We start from the raw sequence: 25495 nt of genomic DNA, 5'->3' as shown, positions 1-25495 counted from the left end.
GTACCTCTTGACTGTGGATATCTTCGTGAGTGACGATATCGTCAGTTATTGGAAGGAGCGGCCGATGAGCGGCCATCACGATGTGCACAGTGGCCTGCACAGCGAGCGCGGCGCGTTGCCGGGAGAGCACCCCGGGCGGGCGCCTAATCCGGTCGTCAAGGTGCTCGACCTCGCATGGCTGGAGTTGGAGAAGCCCGACCTCGACAGGGCGGAGACCTTCGCTCACGCCTTCGGCTTCGCGACCGCGATGCGTACACCCGATCGGCTGCAGTTGCGGGGCACGGACCCGGGCGCGCCGTGCGTGCTGATCCGGCGCGGTCCCCGATCGCGGTTCGTCGGACCGGCCTTTCGCGCCGCCGATTCCGCCGACCTCCCGCGCCTGTCCGGGGCGTCCGGCGGCCGGGTTGTGCCCCTGGACGAATCGCTCGGGGGAGTAGCCGTCGATCTCGCCGATCCGAGTGGGCTGCGGGTGCGGGTCGTCGCAGACACCCATGAGCTCGCGCCCCTCACCCCGCAGCAACCCCACACGCTGAATACGGGCCATGAGGTGGTGCGGGTCAACGCCACACAGCGGCCGGCCAGGGCCCCGGCGCGGGTGCAACGACTGGGCCACGTCGTCGTGCAGACCACGACATACCGGCAGACCCTCGACTGGTACCTGGACAATCTCGGGCTGATCGTCAGCGACTTCCTCTATTACCCCGGCCAGCGGGAGCGCGGTCCGGTCATGAGTTTCATTCGCTGCGACCGGGCGGGAACTCCGGCCGATCATCACACGCTCGCGCTGACATTGGGCCCGTCGAACCGGTACGTGCATTCGGCGTATCAGGTAGCCGACCTCGATGCCCTGGCCGCGGGTGGTGAGTATCTGCGCGAGCAGGGTTATCGCCGATCGTGGGGAATCGGCCGGCATATCCAGGGCAGTCAGATCTTCGACTACTGGCGTGATCCCGACGGGTTCATGGTCGAACACTTCAGCGACGGCGACATGTTCGACTCCACTGTCGAGCCGGGCTGGGCTCCGATGAGCGCTTCCGGTTTGGCGCAGTGGGGCCCGCCGGTCACCAAGGACTTCCTCGGTGTCAAGCCCGGAGCCGAGTCGTTGCGTGAGGCACGCGCGATCGTCGCCGCGCTGCGCGAGGACAACGAATTCGATTTCCGCCGCCTGCGCGGCCTGTTGAAAGTAGCCAATTCATGACCATCTCCGTACTCCGCACCGCCGACGGCTGGTGGGTGCGCACACCAGCGGGCGCCGCCCGGATCGACACCACCGCGACCACCACCCGAGAGCTACTGGCGGATCGAGACGCTGTCCTCGCGGCATCCGCAAACTCCGATACCGTTGCGGTGGAGAGCCTTTCGTTGGTGTCTCCGGTGACCGCGCCGTGCCGCGTGGTCGCGCAGATGACGAACTTCGCCTCCCACGTCAAGGATTCGGGTGGCGATCCCGAGACCGTACCGCTGACGTTCTTCCGCAAAGCGTCGGGATCGATCAGTGGCCCCTACGACGATGTGATCCGGCCGGCCCACGTGTCGCTCCTGGATTACGAGGTGGAGATCGGGCTGGTCTTCGGCCGGGAGATGCCGGTCGGCTCGGAGGTCACCGCCGCGAACCTCGCCGACTACATCGCGGGCCTGGTCGTGACCAACGATGTCTCCGCCCGCGATGTCCAGTTGCCGAAAACGCAGTTCTACGAAGCGAAGTCGTACCCGACCTTCACCCCGGTCGGGCCGGCGCTGGTGTTGCTCGACGCCGACGAGCTGAAGCGGTTCACCGACCTGCGACTGCGGCTGTGGGTCAACGGCGAACCGCGTCAGGACATGACGGTCGCCGACATGATCTACCGGCCGGTCCAGGCGCTGCGGGAACTGACCCGTTTCCAGCGGATGGACGCCGGTGATCTGCTGCTGACCGGGACGCCGGTCGGCACCGCGATCAGTGCACCGCCCAAGCCGGTGGAGATCATCGGCTCATTGCTGCCGCCGAAGGTGAAGTGGAAGCTGTTCTTCTCCGGACAGGCCAAGAACCCGAAGTATCTGAAGGACGGTGACGTGGTGGAGGCCGCGATCGGCACCGACGACGGCGTGCTCGATCTGGGCCGCCAGCGCACGGTCGTGAGGTATGCCCGATGACCGACACCGCGTCCCTTGTCGGCGCGTCCGAAGACCTGCTGTGGCCGCGCTACGAAAGCCCAGCAGACCTCGAGGTGATCGAGTCGATTCCGCTCGAGGCACGTGGCCTGCCGGAATCCACGTACGCGCTGCTCGTCCGTGCCGCGTCACGATGGCCGCAGCGGCGGGCACTCACTGTACTGCCCGATGCGTCCCGCTGGCGAGAACCATTGCAGCGCAATTACTCCGAGCTGCTCGCGGACGTGCATCGATATGCGAATCTGCTGCACGAGTTGGGTGTGGGCCGCTCCGATGCGGTCGCGCTCATCGCGCCGAACTGCGCGGAGCTGATCCCGGCGACCTTGGCCGCCCAGCTGGCGGGCATCGCCGCGCCGATCAACGGTGGCCTGTCCGGCGACCATATCGCGGAACTGTTGCGCCGTTCGGGCGCCAGGACTGTGATCGCCGCAGGTCCGGAGCTTGCTCCCGAGACCTGGACCACCGCGTGCGCGCTGGCCGAGCGGGGTCTACTGGACGCGCTGCTCGTCGTGCGTCCGACGGCCGCCGCGCAGCCTCGGCCGACGCTGCCGGTCATCGACGGAGTCCTGGTCGGTTATCTCGACCTCCTTGCCGCAGAACAGGTTTCGATTGGTTTCGCAGGGCGGCCACCTACCGGATCGGATCTGGCGGCGCTGTTCCATACCGGGGGAACGACCGGCGTGCCGAAGCTGGCCGCTCACCGTCATTCCGGCGAGGTCGCCAACGCGTGGATGATCGCGGCCAACTCGCTGCTCGACGACGACGCGGTTGCCTTCGCCGCGCTGCCGCTGTTTCACGTCAACGCTCTCGTGGTCACCGTGCTCGCTCCGCTGTTCCGCGGCCAATCGGTGGTGTGGGCGGGGCCGCTGGGATACCGGGATCTCACCCTGTACGCGGAATTCTGGAACATCGTGGCGCACTACCGGATTGCGGCGATGAGCGCGGTGCCGACCGTCTACGCGGTGCTGGCCCAGTGCCCGGTCCAGGCGGACATCTCCAGCCTGCGTTACGCGATGGTCGGGGCCTCGCCGTTGCCGGCGGCGGTGCGTGCGGATTTCCAGAAACACACCGGGGTGACCCTCGTCGAAGGGTACGGCCTCACCGAGGCCACGTGTGCGACCGCGCGCAGCTTTCCCGACGTTCCCCGGCCCGGCGCGGTCGGCCAGCGCATGCCTTATCAGCGCGTCGCGGTTGTCCGCCCGGCCGACAACGGGGCGTGGGAAGACGTGCCTGCCGGGGAAACCGGCGTGCTGGTCGTCAGTGGACCGACTGTTTTCGCAGGCTATGTGACCGGCCACACCGACGCCGGCCACCGCCTCGACGGGCTCGGCACGGTGATCGACGGCTGGCTGAACACCGGAGATCTGGCGCATATCGACGCCGAGGAGTTCATCCATTTACACGGCCGCGCAAAGGATCTCATCATTCGCGGCGGTCACAATATCGATCCCGCGACCATCGAGGACGTCCTGCTCTCTCACCCGCAGGTCGCCGCGGCAGCGGCCGTCGGTCGCCCGGACGTGCACTCCGGTGAGGTACCGGTCGCCTACGTCGCGCTCACCGGCGATGCGACCGTCACCGAGGCCGAGCTGCTGAGCTGGGCGGCCCAGCGTATGCACGAACGCGCGGCCGTACCGAAGACCGTGACGATCCTCGACGCACTGCCGGTCACCGACGTCGGCAAACCGTACAAATTGGGCCTGCGCGCCGATGCGACGCGACGCGAACTGATCGACGCGCTGGGGAATACGGACGGAGTTGCCGACATCGCGGCGGCGGTCGAAGACGGCGCCATCGTCGCGACGGTGGTGCTGGACTCCGCAGCCGACCGTGCCGCGATCGACGCGGTTCTGGCGCGCTACGCCGTTACCTGGCGAGTGGAGAGTCGGCGATGACGATCGTGTCCACCGCCGTCGGCAGCGGCCCGGCTGCCGTCGCGGCTGTCGCCTGGGTGAGGGGCGTGCCCTCGTGAACTCGCCGGCGTTCCAGGTGGTGATCGTCGGTGCGGGCCCGACCGGGCTGACCGCGGCGACGTTGCTCGCCCAATACGGGATCGAATCGCTGGTTCTCGAGCGGTGGGAGGGTGTGTACCCGCAGCCGCGCGCTGTTCACCTCGACGGCGAAATCCGCCGAATCCTCCAACGGCTGGGCGTCGGAGACGAATTCGACGCCGTGTCCCGACCGGCGTCGGGGTTGCGTTTGGTGGATTCGGATCATCGCGTGCTGGCGCAATTCGATCGGGATCCGGCGGGCGGTCGCAACGGTCATTCGGAGGCGAACCTCTTCGACCAACCGGAGTTGGAAGCGATTCTTCGTCGCAATCTGTCCCGGTATCCGGAGGCGAGGTTGCGCGGCAATGTGGAGGTCACCGACGTAGTCCGAGAAGAGGACTGCGTGCGAGTGGAGTTCACCGATCGATCGGACGGGGAGACCGAATCCGTCCGGGCGGAGTATGTCCTGGGCTGCGACGGAGCGAACAGCCTGGTGCGCAGCCGAATCGGGGCACATATGCGGGACCTGCGATTTCAACAGCGATGGCTTGTGGTCGATATCGCCTCGACGGCCGAGCTGCCCCATTGGGACGGCGTCCACCAAATCTGCGATCCCGTTCGCGCGGCGACCTACATGCGCATCGGAAAGACCCGCTACCGATGGGAATTTCGGCTGCATGCGGGTGAAAGCGCCGACGACTACCGGGATGTGGCCACTCTTCGCCCACTGCTGGACCCGTGGCTGGGCGAGACGGGCTATGAGCAGATGGAATTGGTGCGTGTCGCCGAGTACACCTTCCGTGCGCAACTCGCGAATCGGTGGCGGCAGGGAAGGGTGTTCCTGCTCGGAGATGCGGCCCATCTGACTCCGCCGTTCATCGGACAGGGGATGGGCGCGGGTATCCGCGATGCCGCGAATCTCAGCTGGAAGCTGGCCGGAGTGCTGCGCGACGAGCTTCCCGCCGCAGTGCTCGATACCTACGAAAGGGAACGAAAACCACACGCGCGCAAAATGATTCGGCTGGCCGAGCTCACCGGCCTGACGATGACCGCAGGCGGTGAGGTGGGCAACCGGGTGCGTGGCCTGATCGCGCCACACCTGCATCACATCCCGGGCTTCGCCCGGATGGTCACCAGTGGTGAATCGCCACCGCTGCGTAACTCCTCGGTGGTGACGCCGAGGGTGACACGCGATCGTCTCGCCGGTCGTCTGATTCCGAACGATCGACTGGACGACGGGCAGCGCATCGACGACATCGTCGGAGGCCGGTACGCCGTCATCACCCTCGAACTTCCGACGACGAGCGATCGCGCCGCGATCCGCCGACGAGGTGGTGTGATCGTCTGTCCGGCACCGGATTCGGAGTTGTCTCGCTGGATGCGCCGCGGTCGTGCGTCCACGCTCGTCGTCCGGCCCGACGCGACCGTGCGGGACGGTCGCGGGAGCTTGTCCGCGCTGTGTGCCTCACTTCCGGACTTCGCGCCGAGCGTTCGGCGGTGATGCGGCGACGCCGGTCGCGGTGTTCAGAGCTGGGGTTGCGGTGGCAGCGGGTTGGTGCTGAGCTTGTGTGCCGATCGCTTGTTCATTCCGAACATGCGCAAGACGTGGAACGCCATGTCGTCCGTTCTGGCCTCGACGTCGGCGTCGGGTTGCGCGTCGAGCAATTGCAGGAGCCCGAGTAGTGCTCCGCCCGCGGCCATCACCGCCATATCGGGGTCCATGGGCTCGAAGCGGCCCGCCTCCTGGGCGGCGATGATGTCGTGGCGGGCGCGCGGGGCCAGACCTTCCTCGCGCAGCAACACCGACATCCCGGAGTTCAAGATCACCCGGACCATCTCCGGGACCTGGCGCTGCAAACGTCCGGTCATGCGGAAACTCACCGCGAACACTTCGGCCGGATCGTCGTAGAGCGCGACGACGGCGTCGCGCATTTCGCTGTAGACCTGCAACGCCGAGCGCACCGCCGCGTCGAAGAGCTGATCCTTCGACTCGAAATGGTTGTAGAAGGAGCCGAATCCGACGTCGGCGGCGTCGGTGATCTCCTGAATGCTCACCGCGGTTCGCCCTTCGGACAGGAACTTCCGGGCGGCGCCGAGCAACGCGTTCCGGGTGCGCTCGCGGCGCCGATCGACACGGTTGCGCGCGACGGGTTCGGTGGTCATCAGGCCCTCCTGCGTCGATATCGTCACCGAAATCGTATCTGAGGAAAACATCAGACCTGGTGTCCGGTCACGCGGATTCATGCGCAGCGACGACGAGCGATGACCTCGGCACGACTTCTACACGTCGGAAGTCGGTGGTACCGCCTGGATTTCGATGGCGGCGTGCACTGTGTCGATGCCGCCCCGCAGAACGGCCTGCGGGACGAAGTAGAAGGCATGGTTCCAATACCGTTTGACGATCTTGTCGAAAACGCGCCGTGTTTCGGACTTGGGCAGCATGCGTGCGACGGCCTCGACCGGTTCTCCCATCACCTTGTCCAGCGCTCCGCATTTCTGGATGGTGACTCGCGGGGTGTTTCTGATCCGTTTGGTTCTCCAGGATCCGTCGTCGGTGATGACCAGCAGCTTGTCGCCCTCCGGCACACCCCAGACCGGCGTGGGCTTGGGTGTCCGGCCGCCCGTAGGACGCCGACCGCAGGGCGCTCAGGGTAGTGGGGCCGTCCAGGTGAGGCGGGTGCCGGGCCCGTGGGGCCCGGGAGATTCGGCGGGTCCCCGATCGAAGCTGCCCCCGGCGTCGCAGGCGCGGTGCGCGAGGTTCGACAGGCCGCTGACGGTGAGGTCGGCGTCGGTCGGGATGCCGATTCCGTTGTCCTCGACGGTGATGGTGAGGACGTCGTCGACGGTGATGTCGAGGGCGACTGTGTCGGCCTCCGCGTGGCGGACGGCGTTGCTGACCGCTTCGGCGACGACGGCTTCGGCGTGGTCGGCCAGTTCCGCCGGTACCGCGTCGAGTGGGCCGGTGAAGTGGGTGGCGACGTGCAGGCCGGCGGGCTCGGCGTGGCGGCGGATGATGTCGGCGATGCGTTGGCGCAGCCGGGTGAGTCCGGTATCGGCGTGTAACTCGTAGATGCTGCCGCGGATGTCGGTGATGACCTGTTGCAGTTCGTCGACGGCGTCGGACAGGCGCCGGCGCACGTCGGCGCGGTGGCTGTAGCCGATGGCGCCCTGGAGCGAGAGTCCGATGGCGAACACCCGCTGGATGACGTGGTCGTGCAGGTCGCGGGCGATGCGGTCGCGGTCGGCGAACACGTCGAGTTCGCGGACGCGCTGCTGCATCCGGGCCTGGTCCAGCGCGAGGGCGGCGTGTTCGGTGAACCCTTCGCACAGCGCGGCGACCTCGCCCGGATAGGGCGGGTCCCCGGGCGGGCGGCCGCATACCAGCACACCGAGCGCGGTAGCGCCGGTGTGCAGCGGCAGCAGCAGCACCGGTCCCTCTCCGAACAAGGAGCTGTCGTCGGTGTCGATGCGTGGATAGGCGGCCGATGTGCTGCCGCGGAAAACCCGCGCGATGGCGCCGGCGACCGGAATTCGCCGGTCGAGGCGCGCGTTCGGCCCGGACGATTGGGCGATGTGCAATTCGGTGACTTCATCGATGGGAACGTCGGGGTCGGGGTTGACGGCGACCCATGCTCGTTCGGATTCGGTCAGTTCCCGTGCCCGGTCGACCACGTGGCACAGGACCGTTTCGGGGTCGGCCGCGCCGAGGAATTCGGTGGTCAGATCGGAGGTCGCCGCGATCCACCGTTGGCGGCGCTCGGCGGACCCGAACAGTCGCGCGTTGTCGACGGCGATGCCGGCCGCGGAAGCGAGGGCACTGACGAGGACTTCGTCGTCGGCGGTGAACGAGTGCCCGCCGGTCTTCTCGGTCAGATACAGGCTGCCGAAATTCTCGCCACGGATGCGTAGCGGCACCCCGAGAAAGCTGTGCATCGGTGGATGCTGGGGAGGCACCCCCACCGATTCCGGGTGCCGGCCGAGGTCGTTCAGGCGCAGCGGTTTCGGATCGTCGAGTGTCACTCGCAGCACGCCCCGTCCGCGCGGGAGGTGCCCGATCCGCGTGACGGTCTCGGCGTCGATACCTTCGTGGATGAACCGGGCCAGGTCGCCGTCGGGTCCCACGACGCCGACGGCGCCGTAACGCGCTCCGACCAAGCTCATGGCAGCGTGCACGATCGTGCGCAGGGTGTCGTCGAGATTCAGGGTGGCCGTGACCGCCAGCATCGCCTCGACCAGCCCGTCCATCTGGTCGCGGGCATCGATGACGTCCTCGACACGATCACGGAGCTCGGAAAGAACCGTGTGCAGTCGCAGCTGCGAGACCGCATGACGCACCGCTTCCTGGCCGGCAGTGGCGCGGTCGGCTGCGTTGCTGCCAGACGGTTCGCCGCCCATGGCGGCCACCTCCCTCACCGGCAACCAGGTGCCGCAGGATCGAGAGTTGTGACGTCTTCTTGTCGAATCGGCGCTGTTTGTAGCGTAAAACGCCGCGCCGCCCGACGCCAGCGAGAACGCCCGACGGCCGTGGATACGCGTCGTTCCCGCCGCGACGAGCCCGCAGACGCAGGCTCTCGTGGCCGTCCTATTGCGCAACTGCAGCGCCGGCGGGTGCGCGACCATGGTGTCGGACGCCTGCCGAGTGAGGCGGCGGCCAGCGATTCGCCCTCGGCGGCAATGATTTTCCTCGACGCGCCACTCCACCGTGGTCGCGTGGAGGATCCGGCGGATGTCGGCGCGTTGATCGTGCCGATGCGCGCTACTGTGCCGTCGGGCGGGTGTCGGGCTCGAGGCCGGAGCCGGGTTCGAGGACGACGTTGGTGATGAGCTCTCCGAAGGCGTGCGGGTCGTCGATGAGCCAGCCGTGCCCGCCCGGCACCGTGATCGTTCGGGGGTCGCCCAGGGCGGTCCGCAGCGACATCGACGTGGATTCGGGGATCACCGTGTCTCGCTTGCTCCACACCACGAAGACCGGCAGCCGGCGCTCGGAGAGCGCGGTCAGTTCGGAGGCGAGGTTGGCGGTCCGGGCCACATGGGCGACTTCCCACACCGCTGTCGGGTTCCGCAGGACGTTGGGCACCGCATCACGCATGATCACCGGCAGCACCCGGGTCAGTTGGCGACCGGGCAGCAGGTCCGCCGGCAAGTGCAGGCCCCAATCCCACAGCGGACGTTCACGAAGGGCGCGCGCCACCCCGCGACCGTCGGTCCATGCCGAGCCGCCGATGGAGTTCACGAGCACGAGCCGCTCGGCGAGCCCGGGCACATCGTGAGCGGCCTGAATCGCGACGCCGCCGCCGAACGAATGCCCGACCACGGTGACCGGCAGGGGAAGGTCGATCGCCTCGATGAGGGCTCCCACCCACCGGGCGTAGCCGGCGAGCGACCGATGCTCGATCGGCAACCCGGCGGTGCCTCCGAAACCGGGCAGCGCCGGGGCGAAGACGTGCACTCCCATGCGAACGAGTTCCTCGAGCGGCCCGGTATAGGCGTATCTCCCCAATCCCCAGCCGTGCAGAAAGAGCACGCGGGGCCCGTTCGTGCCTGCGCAAACGGTCACACATCGTCGCGGTGATGCGGCAGACCTGGGACGGGAAAGAGCCGCGTCGGATCCAGCCTCGTCGAGAGCGCTGTTCGAGTGGAAGGGTGCAACGTCCGGCTCGTTCGGGACGCTGGTCCACGACGTGAAGGACTTTCGGCGGGCGAGGGTCGTCCGTGATCGCGGTTCGGCTACCGGACGGTGTCTGCGCACGGCGTAGCGGCGGAGTTCAGCGTCCGCGTAGGTCCGGCCGCAGCAGAAACGGTATCTGCTCCGCGCGCTCTCGCTCCTCGAGCGAAAGCTCCAGTTCGGCCAATGCGGACCGCACTTGCGGAATTCGCCGGTGCCGCAACGCTCGCAATCGCACCTGGGCGCCGGCGAGTTCGTGCTCGACGATGCGAGCGGCCGCCACTGCCGTGGCGTGTGAGGCTGCCGCCCGAATGGCGTCGCGTGCGGCTTCGGAGGCCGTCGGCACTGCCGCACCGATGACGACCGTATCGGCGTCGGGCGGCGGAAAGGCGCAGTCCGCCGACACCGGATAGCGCACACCGACGACTGTCTTCGCGGTAACGGTCACATCGCACGGCTGGGCCGGTGTGGCCAAGGTGAGCGCACGCCGCCCGCCGGACAGCGCCGCGCGCTGGTACCACACGCGAGCCGTTTCACTCGCCGCGATCCAGTCCGCACGCGTGGCCTCACACCGGGCGAACAGCGTCCGGTGCTCCCTTTCCAGCAGCGCCTGTTTCTGCTCCAGCAGTGTCACCGCGGTAAGGGCAGCCTCGAGGCGTCCGCGGAGCCACACGCGCCCGGCCCGGCCCGGGGGAACCGGCAATGCCGCCATCAGCCACCTCCGTGTGACTCGAGAAGCGCTTCGGGCAGCATGGTCAATTCCGCGGTAGGCAACGCGAGCAGCACCCGCCACGCGCGATCGATGGTGTCGTCGAGACTTCGGCTCTCGGTGGCGCCTTGATCTACGAACTCGGTCCGGAACGCGTCGTCGAAATCCAGATAGGCGCGATCGGCGGCGGTCAGCCCGGCGGTGCCGATCATTTCGGTGAGTTCGCGCACCTGCCGTGCCCGGGCGAGGGCGGCGAGCGACTGTGCGGCCACCGGCAGATGATCGTCGCGGGTGCGCCCGGCCCCGGCGCCGTGGCGCATCAGTCGTGACAGCGAACCCAGTGCGTCGACGGGCGGATAGATGCCGCGGGCCTGTTCGCTTGCCGACAGCACTATCTGGCCTTCGGTGATGTAGCCCGTCAGGTCCGGCACCGGATGGGTGATGTCGGCTCCGGGCATGGTCACCACCGGTACGAGCGTCACCGACCCCGGCCGGCCGCGGATACGGCCGCACCGTTCGTATATCGAGGCGAGATCGCTGTACAGGTAGCCCGGATAGGCTCGGCGGCCGGGAATTTCACCGCGGGCGGCCGAGACTTCCCGCAATGCTCCGGAGTAGTTGGTCATGTCGGTGAGCACGACCAGCACGTGCCGCCCGCCCGATTCGCCGAATGCCAGCTGTTCGGCGATCGTCAACGCGATCCTCGGCGTGAGAATGCGTTCGACCACCGGATCGTCCGCGAGATTCAGCAGCAGCACCAATTGCTGTGCTGCGCCGCGCTCGGCAAGCGCCTCACGGACGAAGCGGGCATCCGCATGGGTCACACCCATCGTCGCGACCACCACACAGAACGACTCCCCGCCCGTTCCGCTCTGTGCGGCGATCTGACATGCCAGGCGCAGGTGCGGCAGGCCGGGCGGTGAGAATATCGGCAGCTTCTGTCCCCGTACGAGTGTGGTGAGTGCGTCGATCACCGACACCCCCGTGAGAACCGCCTCCACGGGTGCCTCCCGCCGGACCGGATTGAGCGGAGTGCCGCCTACGGGCAGCCGCGTACCGGTGACCGGTGGACCGCCGTCCAGTGGGACGCCGCGGCCATTGCACACCCGGCCCAGCCAGCCTTCCCCGACGGGAATTTCGTAAGGGGCGCCGGTGAATTCGGCGCGGACGGCGCCGGGGTCCATACCCGCGGTTCCTTCCAGCATCTCCACCACGGCGACGTCGTGCGCGACATCCAGCACCACCCCGTGGCGGCTCCCGCCGTCACCGGTACTCACCCGCACGAATTCGTCCCACCCCACCCCCTCCACGCCGGAGACGACCAGCAGCGGGCCTCGCAGTTCGCGCACCCGCGTGTACTCGACCCAGTTGCGAGTGACTCTGCGCCCGGACGATAGCGGCGTCACGGTCGGCTGAGGTTCCGCGGCTGTCATCTCAGTCTCCCTATCCGGGCCAGCGTTTCGTCTCGCAACCGCACCACCGCCGACACGTCGTCCGGTCCGGCCGTCTCGCGAGCTCGCACCAAAGGTCCGAAATCCAACTCCTCGACGCGTTCCGGCGCGACGTCTTTCGCGACCGCCTCCCGGCACCGATCGATCACCGTCGTCAAGGCGTCGGTCAATGCCACGGTTTTGGCCATCGTGCAATGAGAATCATTGGCCGACAGCGCATTCTGCGTCAGCAGCCCTTCTCTGAGCAGGCGGCCGGCCAGCACCGTCACCCTCTGGTCGGCGGGAAGCGCTTCCAGCCCGATCAGTTCGGTCAACGTCGCGAGCCGATCCGCTTCCGCGAGCAGCGCGACGACACGACCGCGGCGCTCGCCCCACATCCGGTCTCCGGCTCGGTCGTATCCGGCGGCCACGGCGTCGACGTCGTAGGAGAAGGATCCCGACCAGGAAACCGCGGGATAGTGCCGGGCGTAGGCCAGCTCCCGGTCGAGACTCCATCGGCAACGCACGAATCGCTCGGTCTGCGCGGTCACCGGCTCCGACAGATCTCCGCCCGGCGGTGACACGGCTCCGATGATCGTCACCGAGCCGGAACCGCCGCCCGAGGTCCGCACCGCGCCCGCGCGCTCGTAGAAGGCGGCCAGCGCCGACCCGAGGTCGGCCGGGTATCCCTCTTCCGCGGGCAGCGCCCCCAGGCGAGATGCGAACTCCCGCAGGGCTTCGGCCCATCGCGAGGTCGAATCCGCGACGATGACGGTGTCGTAGCCCATGTCGCGGAAGTACTCGGCCACCGTGACGCCGGTGTACACACTGGCCTCACGGGCCATCATCGGCATATTGGAGGTGTTGGCGATGATGACCGTGCGCTGAATCAGCTTTCCGCCGCTGCGCGGGTCGCTGAGCGCGAACAGCTCGTCGATGATGTCCGCCAGCTCGTTTCCCCGTTCACCACAGCCCACGTAGACGATCACGTCGGCGGTGCACCACTTGGCGATCTGCTGGAGCAGCATCGTCTTCCCGGTGCCGAAACCTCCTGGCACACCGACCGTTCCACCCTCGAGGACCGGAAACAGCAGATCGACAACCCGTTGGCCGGTGAGCAACGGCTTCGCGGTGCCCGCCGGGCCGCGGTGCGGACGCGCGTTCCGGACCGGCCAGCGCTGCGCGATCCGCACCGGCCGGCCGCCGACACCGGCCACCGCCTCCTCGCTCGAATAATCCCCTTCCGCGACAACCGTTTCCACCTCGCCGCTCACACCGGGAGGAACGAGGACCCGGTATTCCACCGGACCGCAATCGGTCAACACACCGACGACGGTCCCCGGGCCGACCGTGGTCCCCACCTCGACGGACGGACGGAAATGGTGGCGGCGCGCCACCGGCCGATCAGCGCCCCTGGGCAGCAGCCACGTCGGCGCGTCCGCCAGCGGCCGCAGCATGCCGTCGAAGACGCCGCCGAGCAGCTCCGGTGACAGCGAAACCGACAGCGGCGCGTGCAAGGGGGCAACCGCCGAACCGGGCCGCAATCCGCCCGTGTATTCGAATGCCTGGACCGTCGCCCGCTCCTCGTCGATGCGAACGATTTCCGCCGGCAGAGCTTCCTCACCCAGGGCGACCAGGTGGTTCATCGCCATTCCGGGAAAGGCGCTGACCTCCACCAGCGGTCCCGATACTCGCAACACGACGCTCATGACCAGAGCCCGCCGATATCGGGTTCGACCTGTTCGATCGCGCGGGCCGCGAGAGTGACCAAGCGCAGATCGAGTACCCGGTCCCGCGACCGGGCGACGATGCCTCCGGCCGGATCCGCTTCGATGCCGACGTCCGGGCCGAGTGATCGGCGGGCCGCCGTCCGCAACGTTTCCTCGAGCCGCCCATACCCTGGTTCCTCGCGCCAGGCCAGTACTGCCGTGGTGGCTGCGGCTCGCCACCTGCTGTAGGCGTTGCGCTGGGCGGCCAGGATCAGGTTCCGCTGTCGCTCGGCGGTGCGGTTGCGTCGTGCGGTCAGTTCCGCGGCCGCTCGTCGCCGTCCCGTCTCCACCGCGCGAACGGTGATGGCTTCGCATTCGGCTGCGGCAGCGGCCTTCCGGGCGTCGGCGTATGCGCGGGCTTCTCGAAGGGTGTGTGCGGCATCATCGTTGGCGCGCCGGAGGATGTCGGTGCGGACCGGTGTCAGGGCGTCGAGGGCGTCGGTGACGGCCGATGTGTTCATTCCGGCATCACCACCGCCAGTGGACCTTCGTCGAGCTGTTGCGCCGTCAGGCATTCGGCGGCCGCCGCGGTGAGCACGGCCAGCGTTGTCTGTGGTCGCAACGCCGACCATGCCCGCACAACCGCCTCCGCGTCGGTGGCCGGGAAGATGGTGGCGCCGGCCAGCGCGTAGCCCTGGATTCGGGCCGGGTCCCCGATGACCGCGACGGTGCCCATCTCACCCCTTCGCGATCAGCATGACCGCGACGATCAGCCCGTAGATCGCGATACCTTCGGCCAGCCCCACGATCACCATGGCGCGCCCGAACAACTCGGGCCGTTCGCTCAACGCGGCCAGCGCGGCGGCACCGGTGTAGGCGACCGCGAGCCCGGCCGCCACCGAGGAGCCGGCCACCGCGATCGCAGCGGCGATGAGCGCGGCTCCGTTCGTACTCGATGACGAACCGGCCGCCGCGGTCGCCGCCGTCGCCGGGCCGGCCGAGAGGGCGACGACGGCGGCCGCCGTGCCGGCGATCAGCAGGCCACCCGCCATGCCGGCCGCGAGGGCCGATGCGCGTCGGCTCGGCCGACGCAGTAACAGCACCCCGGCCACGGACGCGACGACCAGTAGCGGCAACGAGACTATCCATGTCAGCACGACGCACTCCTCGTTTCGATCACCGGGATGTGCCAGGGGGTGAACGGCCGTCCGGCTTCCACGAAGACCCTGGAGAACAATTCGTAGAATTCGAGCCGCAGGGCCTGCACACCCGCGATCAATGTCTCGAGAGCGAACGCGACGGCATTGCCGAGTACGAAAATCACTGCGGCGAAGGCGATTCCGATACCACTCCGGCCGGCGACGGCAGTGGTGGCCTGCCAGACCAGCCAGCCCAGCGCGGCGTGAGTCATACCGAAGGCGGCCAGCCGGGCGAACGAGATCGAATTCGCCCCTATGTGCATGACCAGGTCGATCACGCCGACACCGGAACGGACGACTCCCGCACTCCCACCGCCGGCCTCGGCGAACATCCCCATCGTCGACAGGACGAGCCCTGCGCCGGTCGCGGCGATACCGGCGATCAGAACCGGCACCTCGTGTGCGAGCACTCCGGCGGTGATCACACCGAGACCCAGAAACGTTGTCGCTCCGGCGATTCCGGACGACGAGTACAGTGCGAGCCGAAGGCCGCCTTCCCGCCACCGGTTGGCAGTGCCCATGGCGTACGAGATCGCCAACAGGACGGCGCCGACCGCGACCGCCGTGACCATCAGTCGCACCGGTTCGTCGAGGGGATCGAGCCACAGCACGGGCAGAACCCCGGTGGGGCCGAAGAATTCCCCGTACAGCACGCCGAATCCGGTCGCCGCGATTCCGGCCCCTGCCACGAACAACCAGAGCTGACGCCACCGGGCGAGTCGTTTCGGGTGACCGCTGCGCAGCACCAGCGCGCCGGCGACCAGCAGCAGCCCATGCCCCGCATCGCCGAACATCATGCCGAACATCACGATGTAGGCGAGACCCGCGGGAATCGTGGGATCGATATCCGCGTAGGGGATGGTCGTATAGATGCGGAGCAAGGGCGCGAAGGCACGGCGCGCCGGGGTCCGGTTCGTCAGCCGAGTAGGAGGATCCACGCCGGCGGGTGGCCGGAGGTCGACCACCGCGGCGCCCAACGCCGCCAATCCCGTTCTGAGCGTAGCTGTTTCGGATTTCGGGCACCACCCTGCCAGGGCGGCCACGTCGCCGCGGCGGACGGCTGCGTCGGACAGGGAGCGCAACTGCTCCTCCCCGGCGATCAGGTCTGCGCGGCCGGACTGTCGGAGTGTGGTCGCATCCTGCTCATCGACCGACAACGCCGCTGCCCCCGTGGTTCGGACATCGCTCCCGGCGCCCGTATCGCCGAAGTCCACCACCCCGGTCTCGGCCACCCGGACCAGCATTCCTCGAAGGGTGCCGGCCGAGGCCACCAGTGCCACCCGCTGCATACGCACGGGGACGAGCGAGTCACGCCAGCGCATCGAGGGCCTCCATCGCAGCTGCGCCCGCGCAAACCTCGAGCGCCGACCGCACCCGCCACGCCTCCGCGATCGAAACGGCATACGCGCCGATGGGTGTGTCGCTTCCGAACCGGCCGCTGCCGAGCAGACGTGTGCCGTCCGTTTCGACCCGGCGCCACCAGCGTATTTCGCACCGCCACAGTTCCATCGGGGTATCGACACCGTCGAGCACCCACTGTGCGCGGCGGGGCAGCGCGGCGACGAGCGCCTGCCATTCCTGCGCCTCGACGGCAGCGGCGCCGAGCAGGCGCACGGCCGGACGTCTCGCCTGGTCCGGTAGCGGCGACCGCTGGAGCACCTGACGCCGGGCGATGACCAGTGCGGCCGCGCCCGCGGCCCACTCGACTGCCCTGCCGACGTCCGAACCGATCCGAGCCGCCCACGCGAGGAGCGCGGCATCGGCGATGTCCTGCGGCCGCGGGCTGCCGGGGTCGCCCCACATCGAATGGGCCATCGCCTCGCGCAGCTCCGCGCATGTTGTCGCCTCGCGCAGCCGCGACCAGGCCCACCCGAGGGCGCCGAGCTCATACTCCGGGGCCGGCGATCCGCCGGCCAACGCCCGCGCCGACGCCTGGATATTGGCCGCTTCGAAGCCACCGGCCAATGCGCGCAACATGCGGACACCCGCGGGCGGCTGCCAGCCCGCCAGGACGCGCATCTGCCACAGCGCGGCCGCGGATACGGCATGCTCCGTCTCCGCCAGGCCGGCGCCGATGCTGATCCGGTGGCGATAGCCGCTGTCGGCCAGCAGCTGCTGTGCGGCCACCAACGATCCCGCGTCCGCGAGCCGGCGGGCACCCGCGGCGCCCGATCGCCGCCGAGCCAGTCCCATGGCTCGCACGTTGCCCGCCACCCAGCCGGGGCTCATCGCGACGTCGCCTTCGTGTCGGGTCCGCCCAATTCCGCGACGATGGTGTGCGCGGCCCGTACGGCTCGATCGACGTACTCGGGTAGGCGCTGCGCCACATCGGCCTCCAGCTGTCGCACCACCCGGTCGGCGTCACCGACCTCCTCGGCGGTCTCGGCGAGGGCGCGCGACATCGCTTGCTCCGCAATGCTCTCCATACTCGCGCGAGCATCCGCGACGGCCTGCTCGCCCCGGCGGTCACCATCCCGGCGCAGTTGCGCGGCCTGCGCCTGCGCGAGCCGGCGGATCCGGCGCGCCTCGTCCTCGACCGGGTCGAGGAGCATCAGCAGCGGCTGTAGCTCTTCGGCAGCGCCTCGGGCGCGATCCGCGGGCACCCCGCGCGGGGCGGCGGCGCCCGGCGCCGCGGCCGCTCGGAACCGCTCCAGGAAATCGCTCCAGCGAGGCATCTCGATGCCCTTCCGTTCACGATCGAAGTGACCTGCTGATTCTCATCCGCGCCGCTGCCGCTTCCGTAGGGGCGCGGGTCGACGGAACACAGGGACCTTCTTCTCTTCTCACCATGACGGCGATGGTCGGATGACGCGGCCGAATCTGTCCGGTGACCGATGACCGCCGAACACGGGTCCGTCAGCCCTGGCGCATCCGCCCGTGGTGGTGGACCATCGGCAGGACAGGTCCCAGCACGCTGAATGGGCCGCGTCTCGCCGGCGCACCCCGCGCGAGCCGGCCGCAATCCGTGGGAGGTCATGGCCGTGAAACCAGCTGGTCACAGCTCGTCTACACGCGAGGCCGAGATCGAACTCGAGGCATGGGCGCCGACATGCGAAGGGTGTCTGTGCGAAGCGGTCGACGCGTTGGTGGACTGTTTCGTGACCCCACCCAGACCGGCCGCTTCCGAAGCGATCGAATGGACACACATCTCCAACGATCCCGAAGACCTGCTGGGATACCTCTTGGACTGGGTCGTCTACCACCGGCGCGTCTTCGGCAGGATCCCGGTGACCACCAGCATCGAACGGTCGAACGGCTGGGACATCCGGTTCGAGACCGCCGATCTGAACGGCGGCGAAAACGCACTGGAGTCCGTATACGTACGGACCATCGGTCTGCGATCCGAGCCCGGTGGCTGGCACTGCGATGTGTCGCTGGACAGGAGTGTGGAGTCGGACGAACTGGCGTGCACACCCGCTCCGGAGGCCATTCCGCGGATTCAGCACGTCATCTCGAGCGCACCCGCGCAGCTCGGCTGACAGCGGGGTGACACGCAGGCTGTCGCCTCCGCTGTCGGCATAGATCGGCGTGGATCCCACCGTCGCGGCCGGCTGCGGCGACCAGTGAGGTCGCTCGAGACGCGTATCGGGCGACGCTGATTGTGCTTGAATATCTCTAGAACCTGTTTCAGTCAGCGATGACGGCCCGGTGGTTGATATGCGTGCGACACGTCCCGATATCCCGCGAGATTTCGACGTCACGGATCCGGATATGTGGGCCCGGCGCGTGCCGGTCGACGAGCTGGCGGAACTGCGCCGTGCGGCCCCGATCTGGTGGAATGCGAAGGCGCCGGGTGTCGACGGTTTTCCGGACGACGGATTCTGGGTCGTGACCAAACACGCCGACGTCAAGGAGGTGTCCCGGCGCAGCGATGTGTTCTCCAACGCGGAGAACACCGCACTGCCGCGATACGGCGTCGAACTCACCCCCGAGCGAATGGAGATGCAGCGGCTGGTACTGCTCAATCAGGATGCGCCGCAACACACCCGGATGCGCAAGCTGATCTCGAAAGGGTTCACGCCGCGGGCGGTCAACGGGTTGCGCGCGGAGTTGTCAGCCCGCGCCGAGGCCATCGTTACCGCCGCCGCCGAGGCGGGCGCGGGCGACTTCGTCACGCAGGTGGCCTGCGAACTGCCGTTGCAGGCGATCGCGGAACTGATCGGCGTGCCGCAGGAGGACCGGATGAAGATCTTCCGGTGGTCCAACGAAATGATCGGCTACGACGACCCGGAGTACGCCGGCGTCGACCCGCTGGCCGCCTCCGCCGAACTCCTGGCCTACGCCTGGCAGATGGCCGAGGCGCGCAAGTCGCGCCCGGCCGACGACATCGTGACCGAACTGGTCCACGCCGATGTCGACGGGGAAGCGCTGACCTCGGAGGAGTTCGGCTTCTTCGTCATCCTCCTGGCCGTGGCGGGCAACGAGACCACCCGTAACGCGATTACGCACGGAATGATCGCTTTTCTCGAAAACCCGGACCAATGGGAGCTTTTCAAGTCGCAGCGACCCAAGACCGCCGTCGACGAGATCGTCCGATGGGCGACGCCGGTGAGTACGTTCCAGCGAACCGCGCTGGAGGACACCGAACTCGGTGGCGTGCGCATCCGCAAGGGCCAGCGGGTACTGATCGTCTACCGATCCGCGAATTTCGACGAAGAGGTCTTCGACGCTCCGTTCACCTTCGACATCACGCGTGATCCCAACCCGCACTTGGCATTCGGCGGTACGGGTGCCCATTTCTGCATCGGCGCCAACCTGGCCAGACTGGAGATCGACCTGATCTTCAACGCCGTCGCCGACCATCTCCCCGATATCACCAAACTGGGCGACCCGCGGCGGTTGCGGTCGGGCTGGTTGAACGGCATCAAGGAATTCCAGGTGAGCTACCGGGGTCGGTGAAGGCCCGTCTCCGGGGGGCCGGAGCGAACCGCCGATGATTTCTCGCTGCGTGCGTCGTCTCTTCTGCGAACTCGACAGAACGGATGAATTGATGCAGATCCTGGCCCGCCTGTGCATGACCGCCGATGGCTATGTGACGACTCCGGACGGCTGGCCGCCTCAGGTCATCGATCCGGTGCACGGTCCCGGCAGTCACGGCATCGCCGAATTCCTGCGCACCTGCGAGGCCGCGTTGATGGGCCGCACGACCTTCGAACCGGCGCTGTCCGCCGATCGCTGGCCGTGGCCGGATCTGGAGGTCTTCGTGCTGGGTTCGCACCGGCCCGAGGGCACGCCCGACGAGGTGACCGTCGACGACGACCCGGTGCGGTTGCTGGAGAAGGTGCGCGCGGCCAATCGCGGCGGCGATGTCCATCTGATCGGTGGACCCGGCACGATCGAGACCTATCGCGCGCTCGGCGTTCTCGACAAGCTCGAACTCGTCGTCCTGCCTTTCTTCGTCGGCAGCGGCATGCGCCTGACCGATTCGCTGGATCCGCGGACCGATCTGGAATTCGAGAGCTCGCGGCCGTTGGACGGCGGTGGCGTGGAGATCGTCTATCGAGTGCTGCCGGCCGGCGAATAACCGTCGAGCCTCATCAGGCGTTTCCGCATCGGGCGGAGCCCTCGTCGGCGGGCTCGGGCGCGTGGACGGTGTGCAGGATCCAGTTGCCTCGGGCGCCGGATTTCGCGTCGTACAGTGAGGTGTCGGCCGCGTCGAGCAGCCACTCCGCCTCCTTGCCGGCGACCGGTGTGACCACGGCTCCGATGCTGGCGGAGATGTGGAGCCGGTGCCCGCCGACGATGAGGGGATGCGAGAGGGCGCCGCGCAGGCGGTCTGCGACGGCCGCGACTCTGCGGGTGTCGGCCGGGGGCGGGATGAGGATGACGAATTCGTCGCCGCCGATTCGCGCGACCAGGCATCCGTCGTCTTGCAGGCTGTCGTGCAGGCGACGGGCGACGGTGGCCAGCACTTGGTCGCCGACACCGTGACCGTATCGGTCGTTGACCTCTTTGAAGTGGTCCAGGTCGGTGAAGCACAGCCCCATCAGATCGTTCTCGCCGGCCTGAGCGATCACCGATTTGAGTGTGTCGAGGAGGTGGCGGCGGTTGGGCAGCTCGGTGAGCGCGTCGTGGCGCGCCTGATAGTGGAGCTGCTCCTGCAGTTGGTGGCGTTCGGTGACGTCCTCACCGATGGCCAGCAGATAATCCGGCCCGAAGGCGCTCCGGACATAGGTGATCGCGAATGTGGCCCATCCGGTGCTGCCGTCCGCGCGTTGCAGGCGCCGTTCGATCTTCGCGGTGCCCGCCCGAGCCGGTACGAGGTCGTCGTAGACCATCTGGCGGATCGCGGCCTGATCGTCGGGGTGGGCGAAGTCGTAGACGCTGATTCCGCGCAGCGACTCGACCGGTACCCCGATCATGTCGGCCAGATGCGGATTGGCTTCCAGCAGAACACCATTGGTGTCGCCGATCGCGATGGCGATGGACGCGTGGTCGAAGACGAGCCGGAACCGGCGCCGATCCTCCTCGACGTCGTCGGCCCGTACCGCTTCGGCGAGGAAGTGGTGACCGTGGCCGAACGCGACGAGCAGGGCGGCCATGCGCGAGCCGGTGTCGGGGTGATCGCTGAACTCGGTGAGCCCGTGCAGTACCGGGGCGGAAACGACCGGAACCGCGGGATCGGTGAGCCGGGCACCCGCCAGCGCCGCTCCCACTCGGGATCCGGCGGCCGCGTCGAAGGTCTCCGCGGTCAGACTGGCATGCAGTTCTTCCACGAGTCCGCGCAGAAACGAGATTTCTACGCCGGCGTAGGAAGGGTGAGTGGTAATCGTCGCCAGCGCGCGCTCCCATTGCTGGGCGAGTGCCGTGCTCAGATCGTCCACTCCAACTCCCCATGTCCGACGCGCTTCTGCTGCTACTTCGGGTGCCCGGCGATGCTTCCCCCGGCTGGTACTGCTGATCGTGACGCTGCATCAAAGGTACTGCATGCCCGATTCGTCACGTCACCGGTGGACTACTCACGAGTGGTGAGCCTCGGCGAAGATCGACCGGCCCTTGTAGCGCGAGGTGACGCATTGCCACACCCAGCTCGCCTGGACGCATTGATCGAGGTCGTCGATGTAGGCGGTGACGGAGGTGGCCAGCCGTGGGCTGAGTACGGTGCAGCGGTCGAGCAGCTCTCGGCGCAACCGGCGGAAGTGGGTGAATCTCTCGCGCACGATCTGCGCGGCGCCGAGCACGGCGTCGGCCAGCGTCGCGCCGGGCGTATTGAGCAGCAGAATCGAGATGAGGTTGAAATCCGAGCGGTCCACGATGACCTCCTTCTCGAAGGAGAAGACATCGTTCATGAGGGCGCCGACCTCGGCGGTCAGGCGTTCCAGTGTGCGCAGATCCTCGGCGAGGCCGGCGGCGGTGAGCTGGTCCCAGGGCAGGGTGGTGTCGCGCGCGAACTCGCACAGCTGGATCGCGGGGTACATCCCCGAAACCTCGTTACGCAGGGCGATGTAGTCGTCGACGCTGAGCAGGTCACCGCGCGCGACGACGTTCTGATCGCGGATCGCCGAGCGCAGGTGGTCGATCGTCGATGCGCGGAATCTCCGCAGCCATACCGGCTCGGCTTGATCGGTGAGGGTCGTCAGGAATTCGACGGTCGCCTCGACAATGGGCGTGGAGTTGTCCGGCCTGATCGGGCCGGACTCGAATAATCGACACAGATGGTCGACCTCGAGCTGTGCCTGTGCTCGCTCGGCCTCGGACAGGTGGCTGAACTTCTCGCGGCCCACCGTGTCGTTGAGCGCGAACAGGATCGCGTTGTAGATACCGATCGTCGTCATCCGCGCGAGGCTGATCGCCCGCGGATGCAGGTAGGGCGTCATCGAATTGTAGGCGGCACCACCGCGTTCCAGCCAGATCCGGTGTCTGCGGCAGAAGGCTTCCACCTGCGCGCACGCTTCCGCGCCGAACCGGTTCGGTCTGAAATCGCGGCAATACTCCGCGATATCGCAGTCGTCGGTGCTGAACAGAGCGCGTAGTGACCACCGATCCCCTTGAAGAAGTCGCTGGTACTCGGCGTGCATTGCGGCGATATCCGATTCGATCCGGGGCATGTACTGCACAAGCGTCTCCCAATCCGTGAGCGGCCTCCGCCGACCCGAAAGTGTCGCCGTCAGTTGGCGATACCGGGTACCAGTATTTCATCGGGACCCCCTGCGGGAGTGGGAAAGCGAAGCGAACCCATTTCGAAACCGCCGCGAACTGCGGGTAGCGGTGTTCGATGATGGCCGTCGCACCGACGACTGCTGCGGGGATCGACCAGTTGGTTATTCCTCGGTGGGGTGCCGATGTTCGGTACTCGGTCGCCGGTGCTCGTGCTTGTCTTCGCCGCGGATTATTTTGACTCCGTCGTTGAGTGTGAAGACCGCTCGAACCGAAAGAGGGGTACGGACCAGCGATACCGTGTTCTCGATCCCTACCCACGTGCTACGTGAGCCGTCGTTCGCCGTCGCGCTCGGATCACCGTAGGTATTCGTCAGCGCGCGGACCATCCGGGTGTACGCCCGTTCCACACGGGCAGCGGAGTCGTCGCTGTCGTCTGTCGTGAAGCTTGCGACCGGCAGATCGATGTCGGTGACCGTGTCGCCGACGAGGTTGATGTGAGACGAAGCGACGTTGTAGCGGCTGTCGAAAGTTAGCCGCTGCGCGTCCCATTTGACGATCTCGGTCGAGCCGGCCTCGGCGAGTAGCGAAATAAGGTCGTGAATGTTCCACGACCACACCAGATTTCGGATCCGCCGGACGAATTCCACCAGTTCCTGGTCGTTCATCACCGACCGATCGACGGGTGGGCGCGGCGGGGTGAACAGAGGCGCTTCCAGGCGCTCGCTCGCTGTGGCGCGTTCTCCGCATTCGGAAGTGTCGCGTGGTTTGCCCCATGGCTCCGGCAGCGGAGGTGGCTGCCACACCGGGGCGGGTGGTTCCTCATCGACGTCTTCCTCGGTGTGCGCCTGCTGGGCGTCGCGCCACGGTTGTGGACCGACTTTGTACAGCGATGGGTCAGGCGCGGGCTCCCTGTTTGCCTCGTCGAGGGTTGCTTGCAGCGGCACCGCGCCGAGGTCGATCGTCGGGTCGTAACCGATCTCGGCGAATTTCCGGCGGCGCCTGGCCTCGATCCGAGCCACTTCCTCGGGGGCCGGCTCGGCAACCGGAGGCAGTGGGGTCTGTGTCGTATCCGTAACGGTCAGACCGGCTGCGCGGGCGCCTGTTTCGATCAAGCACTGCAATGTGGTCACCGTTGTGCGACTGGGCACGGTGTCGAGCGTGAAGGTCACCTGTCGTGGGCCGGAGCGAACGAGTGCGATTCGAGAATTGAGGAAGTACGGGCCGCTGGGCGACGGGATCTCTCGATAGCCGAGTTCGGTTCCGGGCGGGTCGTCGACGGTGCCCGTCATGGTCAGGCTGAGATTGGCACCGAGTTGGTCGAGGCAGCTCTGGTCGAGTTCGCCCTCGGCGGTCACTGTGTCGTGACGGCGCAACAGAGCGGTGCGCGGTCGAATAGGGGTCACCAACTCACTCCTGTTTGCGGGCCAGTCCGAGCTGCGGCATCTCCAACGGCCGATTTCCGTCGTTCGCGTTCCAGGCGTCGTAGTTCATCAGCGTCGGCGACGGCATACCCAGAGCATCACGCAGTCCGACGACCACCATGGAGGCGAGCTGCCGGTAGATCGCCGACGGGACCGGCCACGGCAGTTCGACCCACCAGTTGTCGCCACCTTCGGGGCTGGTTTCGGGACGTTGCCATCCGCAGTCGGTGATCAGCCGCCGGCCTTCAGGCGTGGGCCGATTGTCCTCCGCCAGGAAGGTGTCTCCGATCAGCTCTGCGTACAGCGAGTCCTCGGATTGGACGAACTGAACGTAGCGACCGGCGCCATCTATTTCCGCGATCAGCACCATGGCGCCGGCAGGCAACGCCATCAACTCGTGGGCCAGTCCCACACTGAACTCTTCCCAACTGGTCACAGCAAGCCCTGCCGCTCCATCTCGACAGCCGCATCATGCTCGGCGAGATAGGCATTGGTGACCAGAAACAACTCGACAGAAAAGTCCAACTCGACCAAACGCAGAGTCGTTGAGGTTGCGGCCCAGCGGATCTCGGGATATTCCCCGGGAATTTTCTGTGTCGGCTGGCCGATCCGCGCTGACACAGCTACAGACATCCGCACGAAACAGTCATGGACCCAGGCTTTACCGTCGGCCTCATCGAGCACGGCCTCGGTGACAGCCACCTGAATCGAGTGCGCACGACGGTCGCGGCACCTGATATGTCCGGAGTGCATCCCGAATCCGACGTCGAAGGCGGCCCACTGCGGACCAGCAGCACACACCTCCCACCCGAAACTCGTCGCGACGCTGCGCGCATCCGCCATCTCCCAGGACCAGTCCAATTCGATCAAACCGACTGCTAGATCGGCGATCTCGGCATTCGACAACGCCCGCCGATCCGACATGAAAACCATCCCGCCCCTTCCCGTTCAAGACTCACCCATTATCGCCGTGTCCGCCGCTCCCGTTTGCGGCGTAGGTGCCGTTGTCGCTCCTGTGAGGACCAGCTTTGGTGACTTCATGGACGGGCCCCGCTCGGCGTTCATGGAGCGCGGGTAGGGGCGAGTGCCGCATCGGTCACGTGCGTGCTTCCTGCGATGC

24 protein-coding genes and 1 pseudogene are annotated in these 25495 nt (G+C 67.5%); 7 read left to right on the top strand and 18 right to left on the bottom strand.

Annotation, left to right across the window (positions count from 1 at the left end):
- Positions 1–64 precede the first annotated feature (64 nt).
- The 4 genes from NA3_RS28030 (at position 65) to mhpA (ending at position 5643) form a co-directional block, all read left to right on the top strand.
- The gene (locus NA3_RS28030; protein ID WP_062966750.1) at positions 65–1198 is read left to right on the top strand and encodes a VOC family protein; all 1134 of its coding nucleotides are present in this window, start codon (positions 65–67) and stop codon (positions 1196–1198) included.
- On the top strand, positions 1195–2133 hold the full coding sequence (locus NA3_RS28025; protein ID WP_062966665.1) for a fumarylacetoacetate hydrolase family protein: 939 nt from the start codon (positions 1195–1197) through the stop codon (positions 2131–2133). The genes NA3_RS28030 and NA3_RS28025 overlap by 4 nt, the downstream gene beginning before the upstream one ends.
- Positions 2130–4046 (top strand): acyl-CoA synthetase, encoded by a 1917-nt coding sequence (locus NA3_RS28020; RefSeq protein ID WP_062966664.1) that lies wholly within the window; start codon positions 2130–2132, stop codon positions 4044–4046. Before NA3_RS28025 ends, NA3_RS28020 begins: the two co-directional genes overlap by 4 nt.
- 73 nt (positions 4047–4119) lie before the next feature.
- Positions 4120–5643, top strand: coding sequence for a bifunctional 3-(3-hydroxy-phenyl)propionate/3-hydroxycinnamic acid hydroxylase MhpA (mhpA, locus tag NA3_RS28015; RefSeq protein ID WP_062966663.1), 1524 nt, complete (start codon positions 4120–4122; stop codon positions 5641–5643).
- 23 nt (positions 5644–5666) lie between these two features.
- On the opposite strand, the gene NA3_RS28010 is transcribed toward mhpA, so the two are convergent.
- The 13 genes and pseudogenes from NA3_RS28010 to NA3_RS27950 form a co-directional block, all read right to left on the bottom strand.
- Entirely contained in the window at positions 5667–6305 is a 639-nt protein-coding gene (locus tag NA3_RS28010; RefSeq protein ID WP_062966662.1) for a TetR/AcrR family transcriptional regulator, read from the bottom strand.
- Positions 6306–6422: 117 nt separating this feature from the next.
- Positions 6423–6752 (bottom strand): annotated as a pseudogene (locus NA3_RS28005) (PPOX class F420-dependent oxidoreductase); the annotation flags it as partial.
- Positions 6753–6788: 36 nt separating this feature from the next.
- Positions 6789–8537 carry a sensor histidine kinase gene (locus tag NA3_RS28000; RefSeq protein ID WP_062966748.1) on the bottom strand — a complete coding sequence of 583 codons (1749 nt, stop codon included), beginning with the start codon at positions 8535–8537 and terminating at the stop codon, positions 6789–6791.
- Between the two features lie 361 nt (positions 8538–8898).
- Positions 8899–9666: an alpha/beta fold hydrolase gene (locus tag NA3_RS27995; RefSeq protein WP_227995265.1), complete on the bottom strand. Its 768-nt coding sequence runs from the start codon at positions 9664–9666 to the stop codon at positions 8899–8901.
- 241 nt (positions 9667–9907) lie between these two features.
- Positions 9908–10519: a V-type ATP synthase subunit D gene (locus tag NA3_RS27990; protein ID WP_062966661.1), complete on the bottom strand. Its 612-nt coding sequence runs from the start codon at positions 10517–10519 to the stop codon at positions 9908–9910.
- Positions 10519–11949 carry a V-type ATP synthase subunit B gene (locus tag NA3_RS27985; protein ID WP_084491931.1) on the bottom strand — a complete coding sequence of 477 codons (1431 nt, stop codon included), beginning with the start codon at positions 11947–11949 and terminating at the stop codon, positions 10519–10521. The genes NA3_RS27990 and NA3_RS27985 overlap by 1 nt, the downstream gene beginning before the upstream one ends.
- Complete coding sequence (locus tag NA3_RS27980; protein ID WP_062966660.1) at positions 11946–13655, bottom strand: V-type ATP synthase subunit A; 1710 nt, start codon at positions 13653–13655, stop codon at positions 11946–11948. Before NA3_RS27980 ends, NA3_RS27985 begins: the two co-directional genes overlap by 4 nt.
- A complete protein-coding gene (locus NA3_RS27975) occupies positions 13652–14176 on the bottom strand; it encodes a hypothetical protein (protein ID WP_062966659.1) in 525 nt (174 codons plus the stop codon). Before NA3_RS27975 ends, NA3_RS27980 begins: the two co-directional genes overlap by 4 nt.
- Positions 14173–14391 carry a V-type proton ATPase subunit F family protein gene (locus NA3_RS27970; RefSeq protein WP_062966658.1) on the bottom strand — a complete coding sequence of 73 codons (219 nt, stop codon included), beginning with the start codon at positions 14389–14391 and terminating at the stop codon, positions 14173–14175. The genes NA3_RS27975 and NA3_RS27970 overlap by 4 nt, the downstream gene beginning before the upstream one ends.
- A 1-nt stretch (position 14392) precedes the next feature.
- Positions 14393–14812 carry an ATP synthase subunit C gene (locus NA3_RS27965; RefSeq protein WP_062966657.1) on the bottom strand — a complete coding sequence of 140 codons (420 nt, stop codon included), beginning with the start codon at positions 14810–14812 and terminating at the stop codon, positions 14393–14395.
- A complete protein-coding gene (locus tag NA3_RS27960) occupies positions 14806–16176 on the bottom strand; it encodes a V-type ATPase 116kDa subunit family protein (protein WP_062966656.1) in 1371 nt (456 codons plus the stop codon). The genes NA3_RS27965 and NA3_RS27960 overlap by 7 nt, the downstream gene beginning before the upstream one ends.
- Positions 16163–17083, bottom strand: a complete 921-nt coding sequence (locus NA3_RS27955; RefSeq protein WP_062966655.1) for a hypothetical protein — start codon at positions 17081–17083, stop codon at positions 16163–16165. Before NA3_RS27955 ends, NA3_RS27960 begins: the two co-directional genes overlap by 14 nt.
- The gene (locus tag NA3_RS27950) at positions 17080–17529 is read right to left on the bottom strand and encodes a hypothetical protein (protein ID WP_062966654.1); all 450 of its coding nucleotides are present in this window, start codon (positions 17527–17529) and stop codon (positions 17080–17082) included. Before NA3_RS27950 ends, NA3_RS27955 begins: the two co-directional genes overlap by 4 nt.
- Positions 17530–17772: 243 nt before the next feature.
- Between NA3_RS27950 and NA3_RS27945 the strand changes: the two genes are divergently transcribed.
- The 3 genes from NA3_RS27945 (at position 17773) to NA3_RS27935 (ending at position 20378) form a co-directional block, all read left to right on the top strand.
- Complete coding sequence (locus NA3_RS27945) at positions 17773–18333, top strand: archease (protein WP_062966653.1); 561 nt, start codon at positions 17773–17775, stop codon at positions 18331–18333.
- 178 nt (positions 18334–18511) lie between these two features.
- A complete protein-coding gene (locus tag NA3_RS27940) occupies positions 18512–19753 on the top strand; it encodes a cytochrome P450 (protein WP_062966652.1) in 1242 nt (413 codons plus the stop codon).
- 91 nt (positions 19754–19844) lie between these two features.
- The gene (locus NA3_RS27935) at positions 19845–20378 is read left to right on the top strand and encodes a dihydrofolate reductase family protein (RefSeq protein ID WP_062966744.1); all 534 of its coding nucleotides are present in this window, start codon (positions 19845–19847) and stop codon (positions 20376–20378) included.
- A 13-nt stretch (positions 20379–20391) separates the two neighbouring features.
- On the opposite strand, the gene NA3_RS27930 is transcribed toward NA3_RS27935, so the two are convergent.
- From NA3_RS27930 to NA3_RS27910, 5 genes are all read right to left on the bottom strand, one after another.
- Positions 20392–21678 carry a sensor domain-containing diguanylate cyclase gene (locus NA3_RS27930; protein WP_062966651.1) on the bottom strand — a complete coding sequence of 429 codons (1287 nt, stop codon included), beginning with the start codon at positions 21676–21678 and terminating at the stop codon, positions 20392–20394.
- 135 nt (positions 21679–21813) lie between these two features.
- Positions 21814–22902, bottom strand: a complete 1089-nt coding sequence (locus NA3_RS27925) for a terpene synthase family protein (protein ID WP_157126603.1) — start codon at positions 22900–22902, stop codon at positions 21814–21816.
- A 213-nt stretch (positions 22903–23115) separates the two neighbouring features.
- The gene (locus tag NA3_RS27920; RefSeq protein WP_128145199.1) at positions 23116–24357 is read right to left on the bottom strand and encodes a DUF6301 family protein; all 1242 of its coding nucleotides are present in this window, start codon (positions 24355–24357) and stop codon (positions 23116–23118) included.
- 4 nt (positions 24358–24361) lie between these two features.
- Complete coding sequence (locus tag NA3_RS27915; RefSeq protein ID WP_062966649.1) at positions 24362–24811, bottom strand: TY-Chap domain-containing protein; 450 nt, start codon at positions 24809–24811, stop codon at positions 24362–24364.
- Positions 24808–25308 carry a DUF6301 family protein gene (locus NA3_RS27910; protein WP_062966648.1) on the bottom strand — a complete coding sequence of 167 codons (501 nt, stop codon included), beginning with the start codon at positions 25306–25308 and terminating at the stop codon, positions 24808–24810. The genes NA3_RS27915 and NA3_RS27910 overlap by 4 nt, the downstream gene beginning before the upstream one ends.
- Between the last annotated feature and the right edge of the window lie 187 nt (positions 25309–25495).

This window comes from Nocardia africana NBRC 100379 (assembly GCF_001612635.1).
Classification (GTDB): domain Bacteria; phylum Actinomycetota; class Actinomycetes; order Mycobacteriales; family Mycobacteriaceae; genus Nocardia; species Nocardia africana.
Note: the sequence above shows the minus strand (reverse complement) of the source record. Positions and strands in the feature narration are given on the sequence as shown.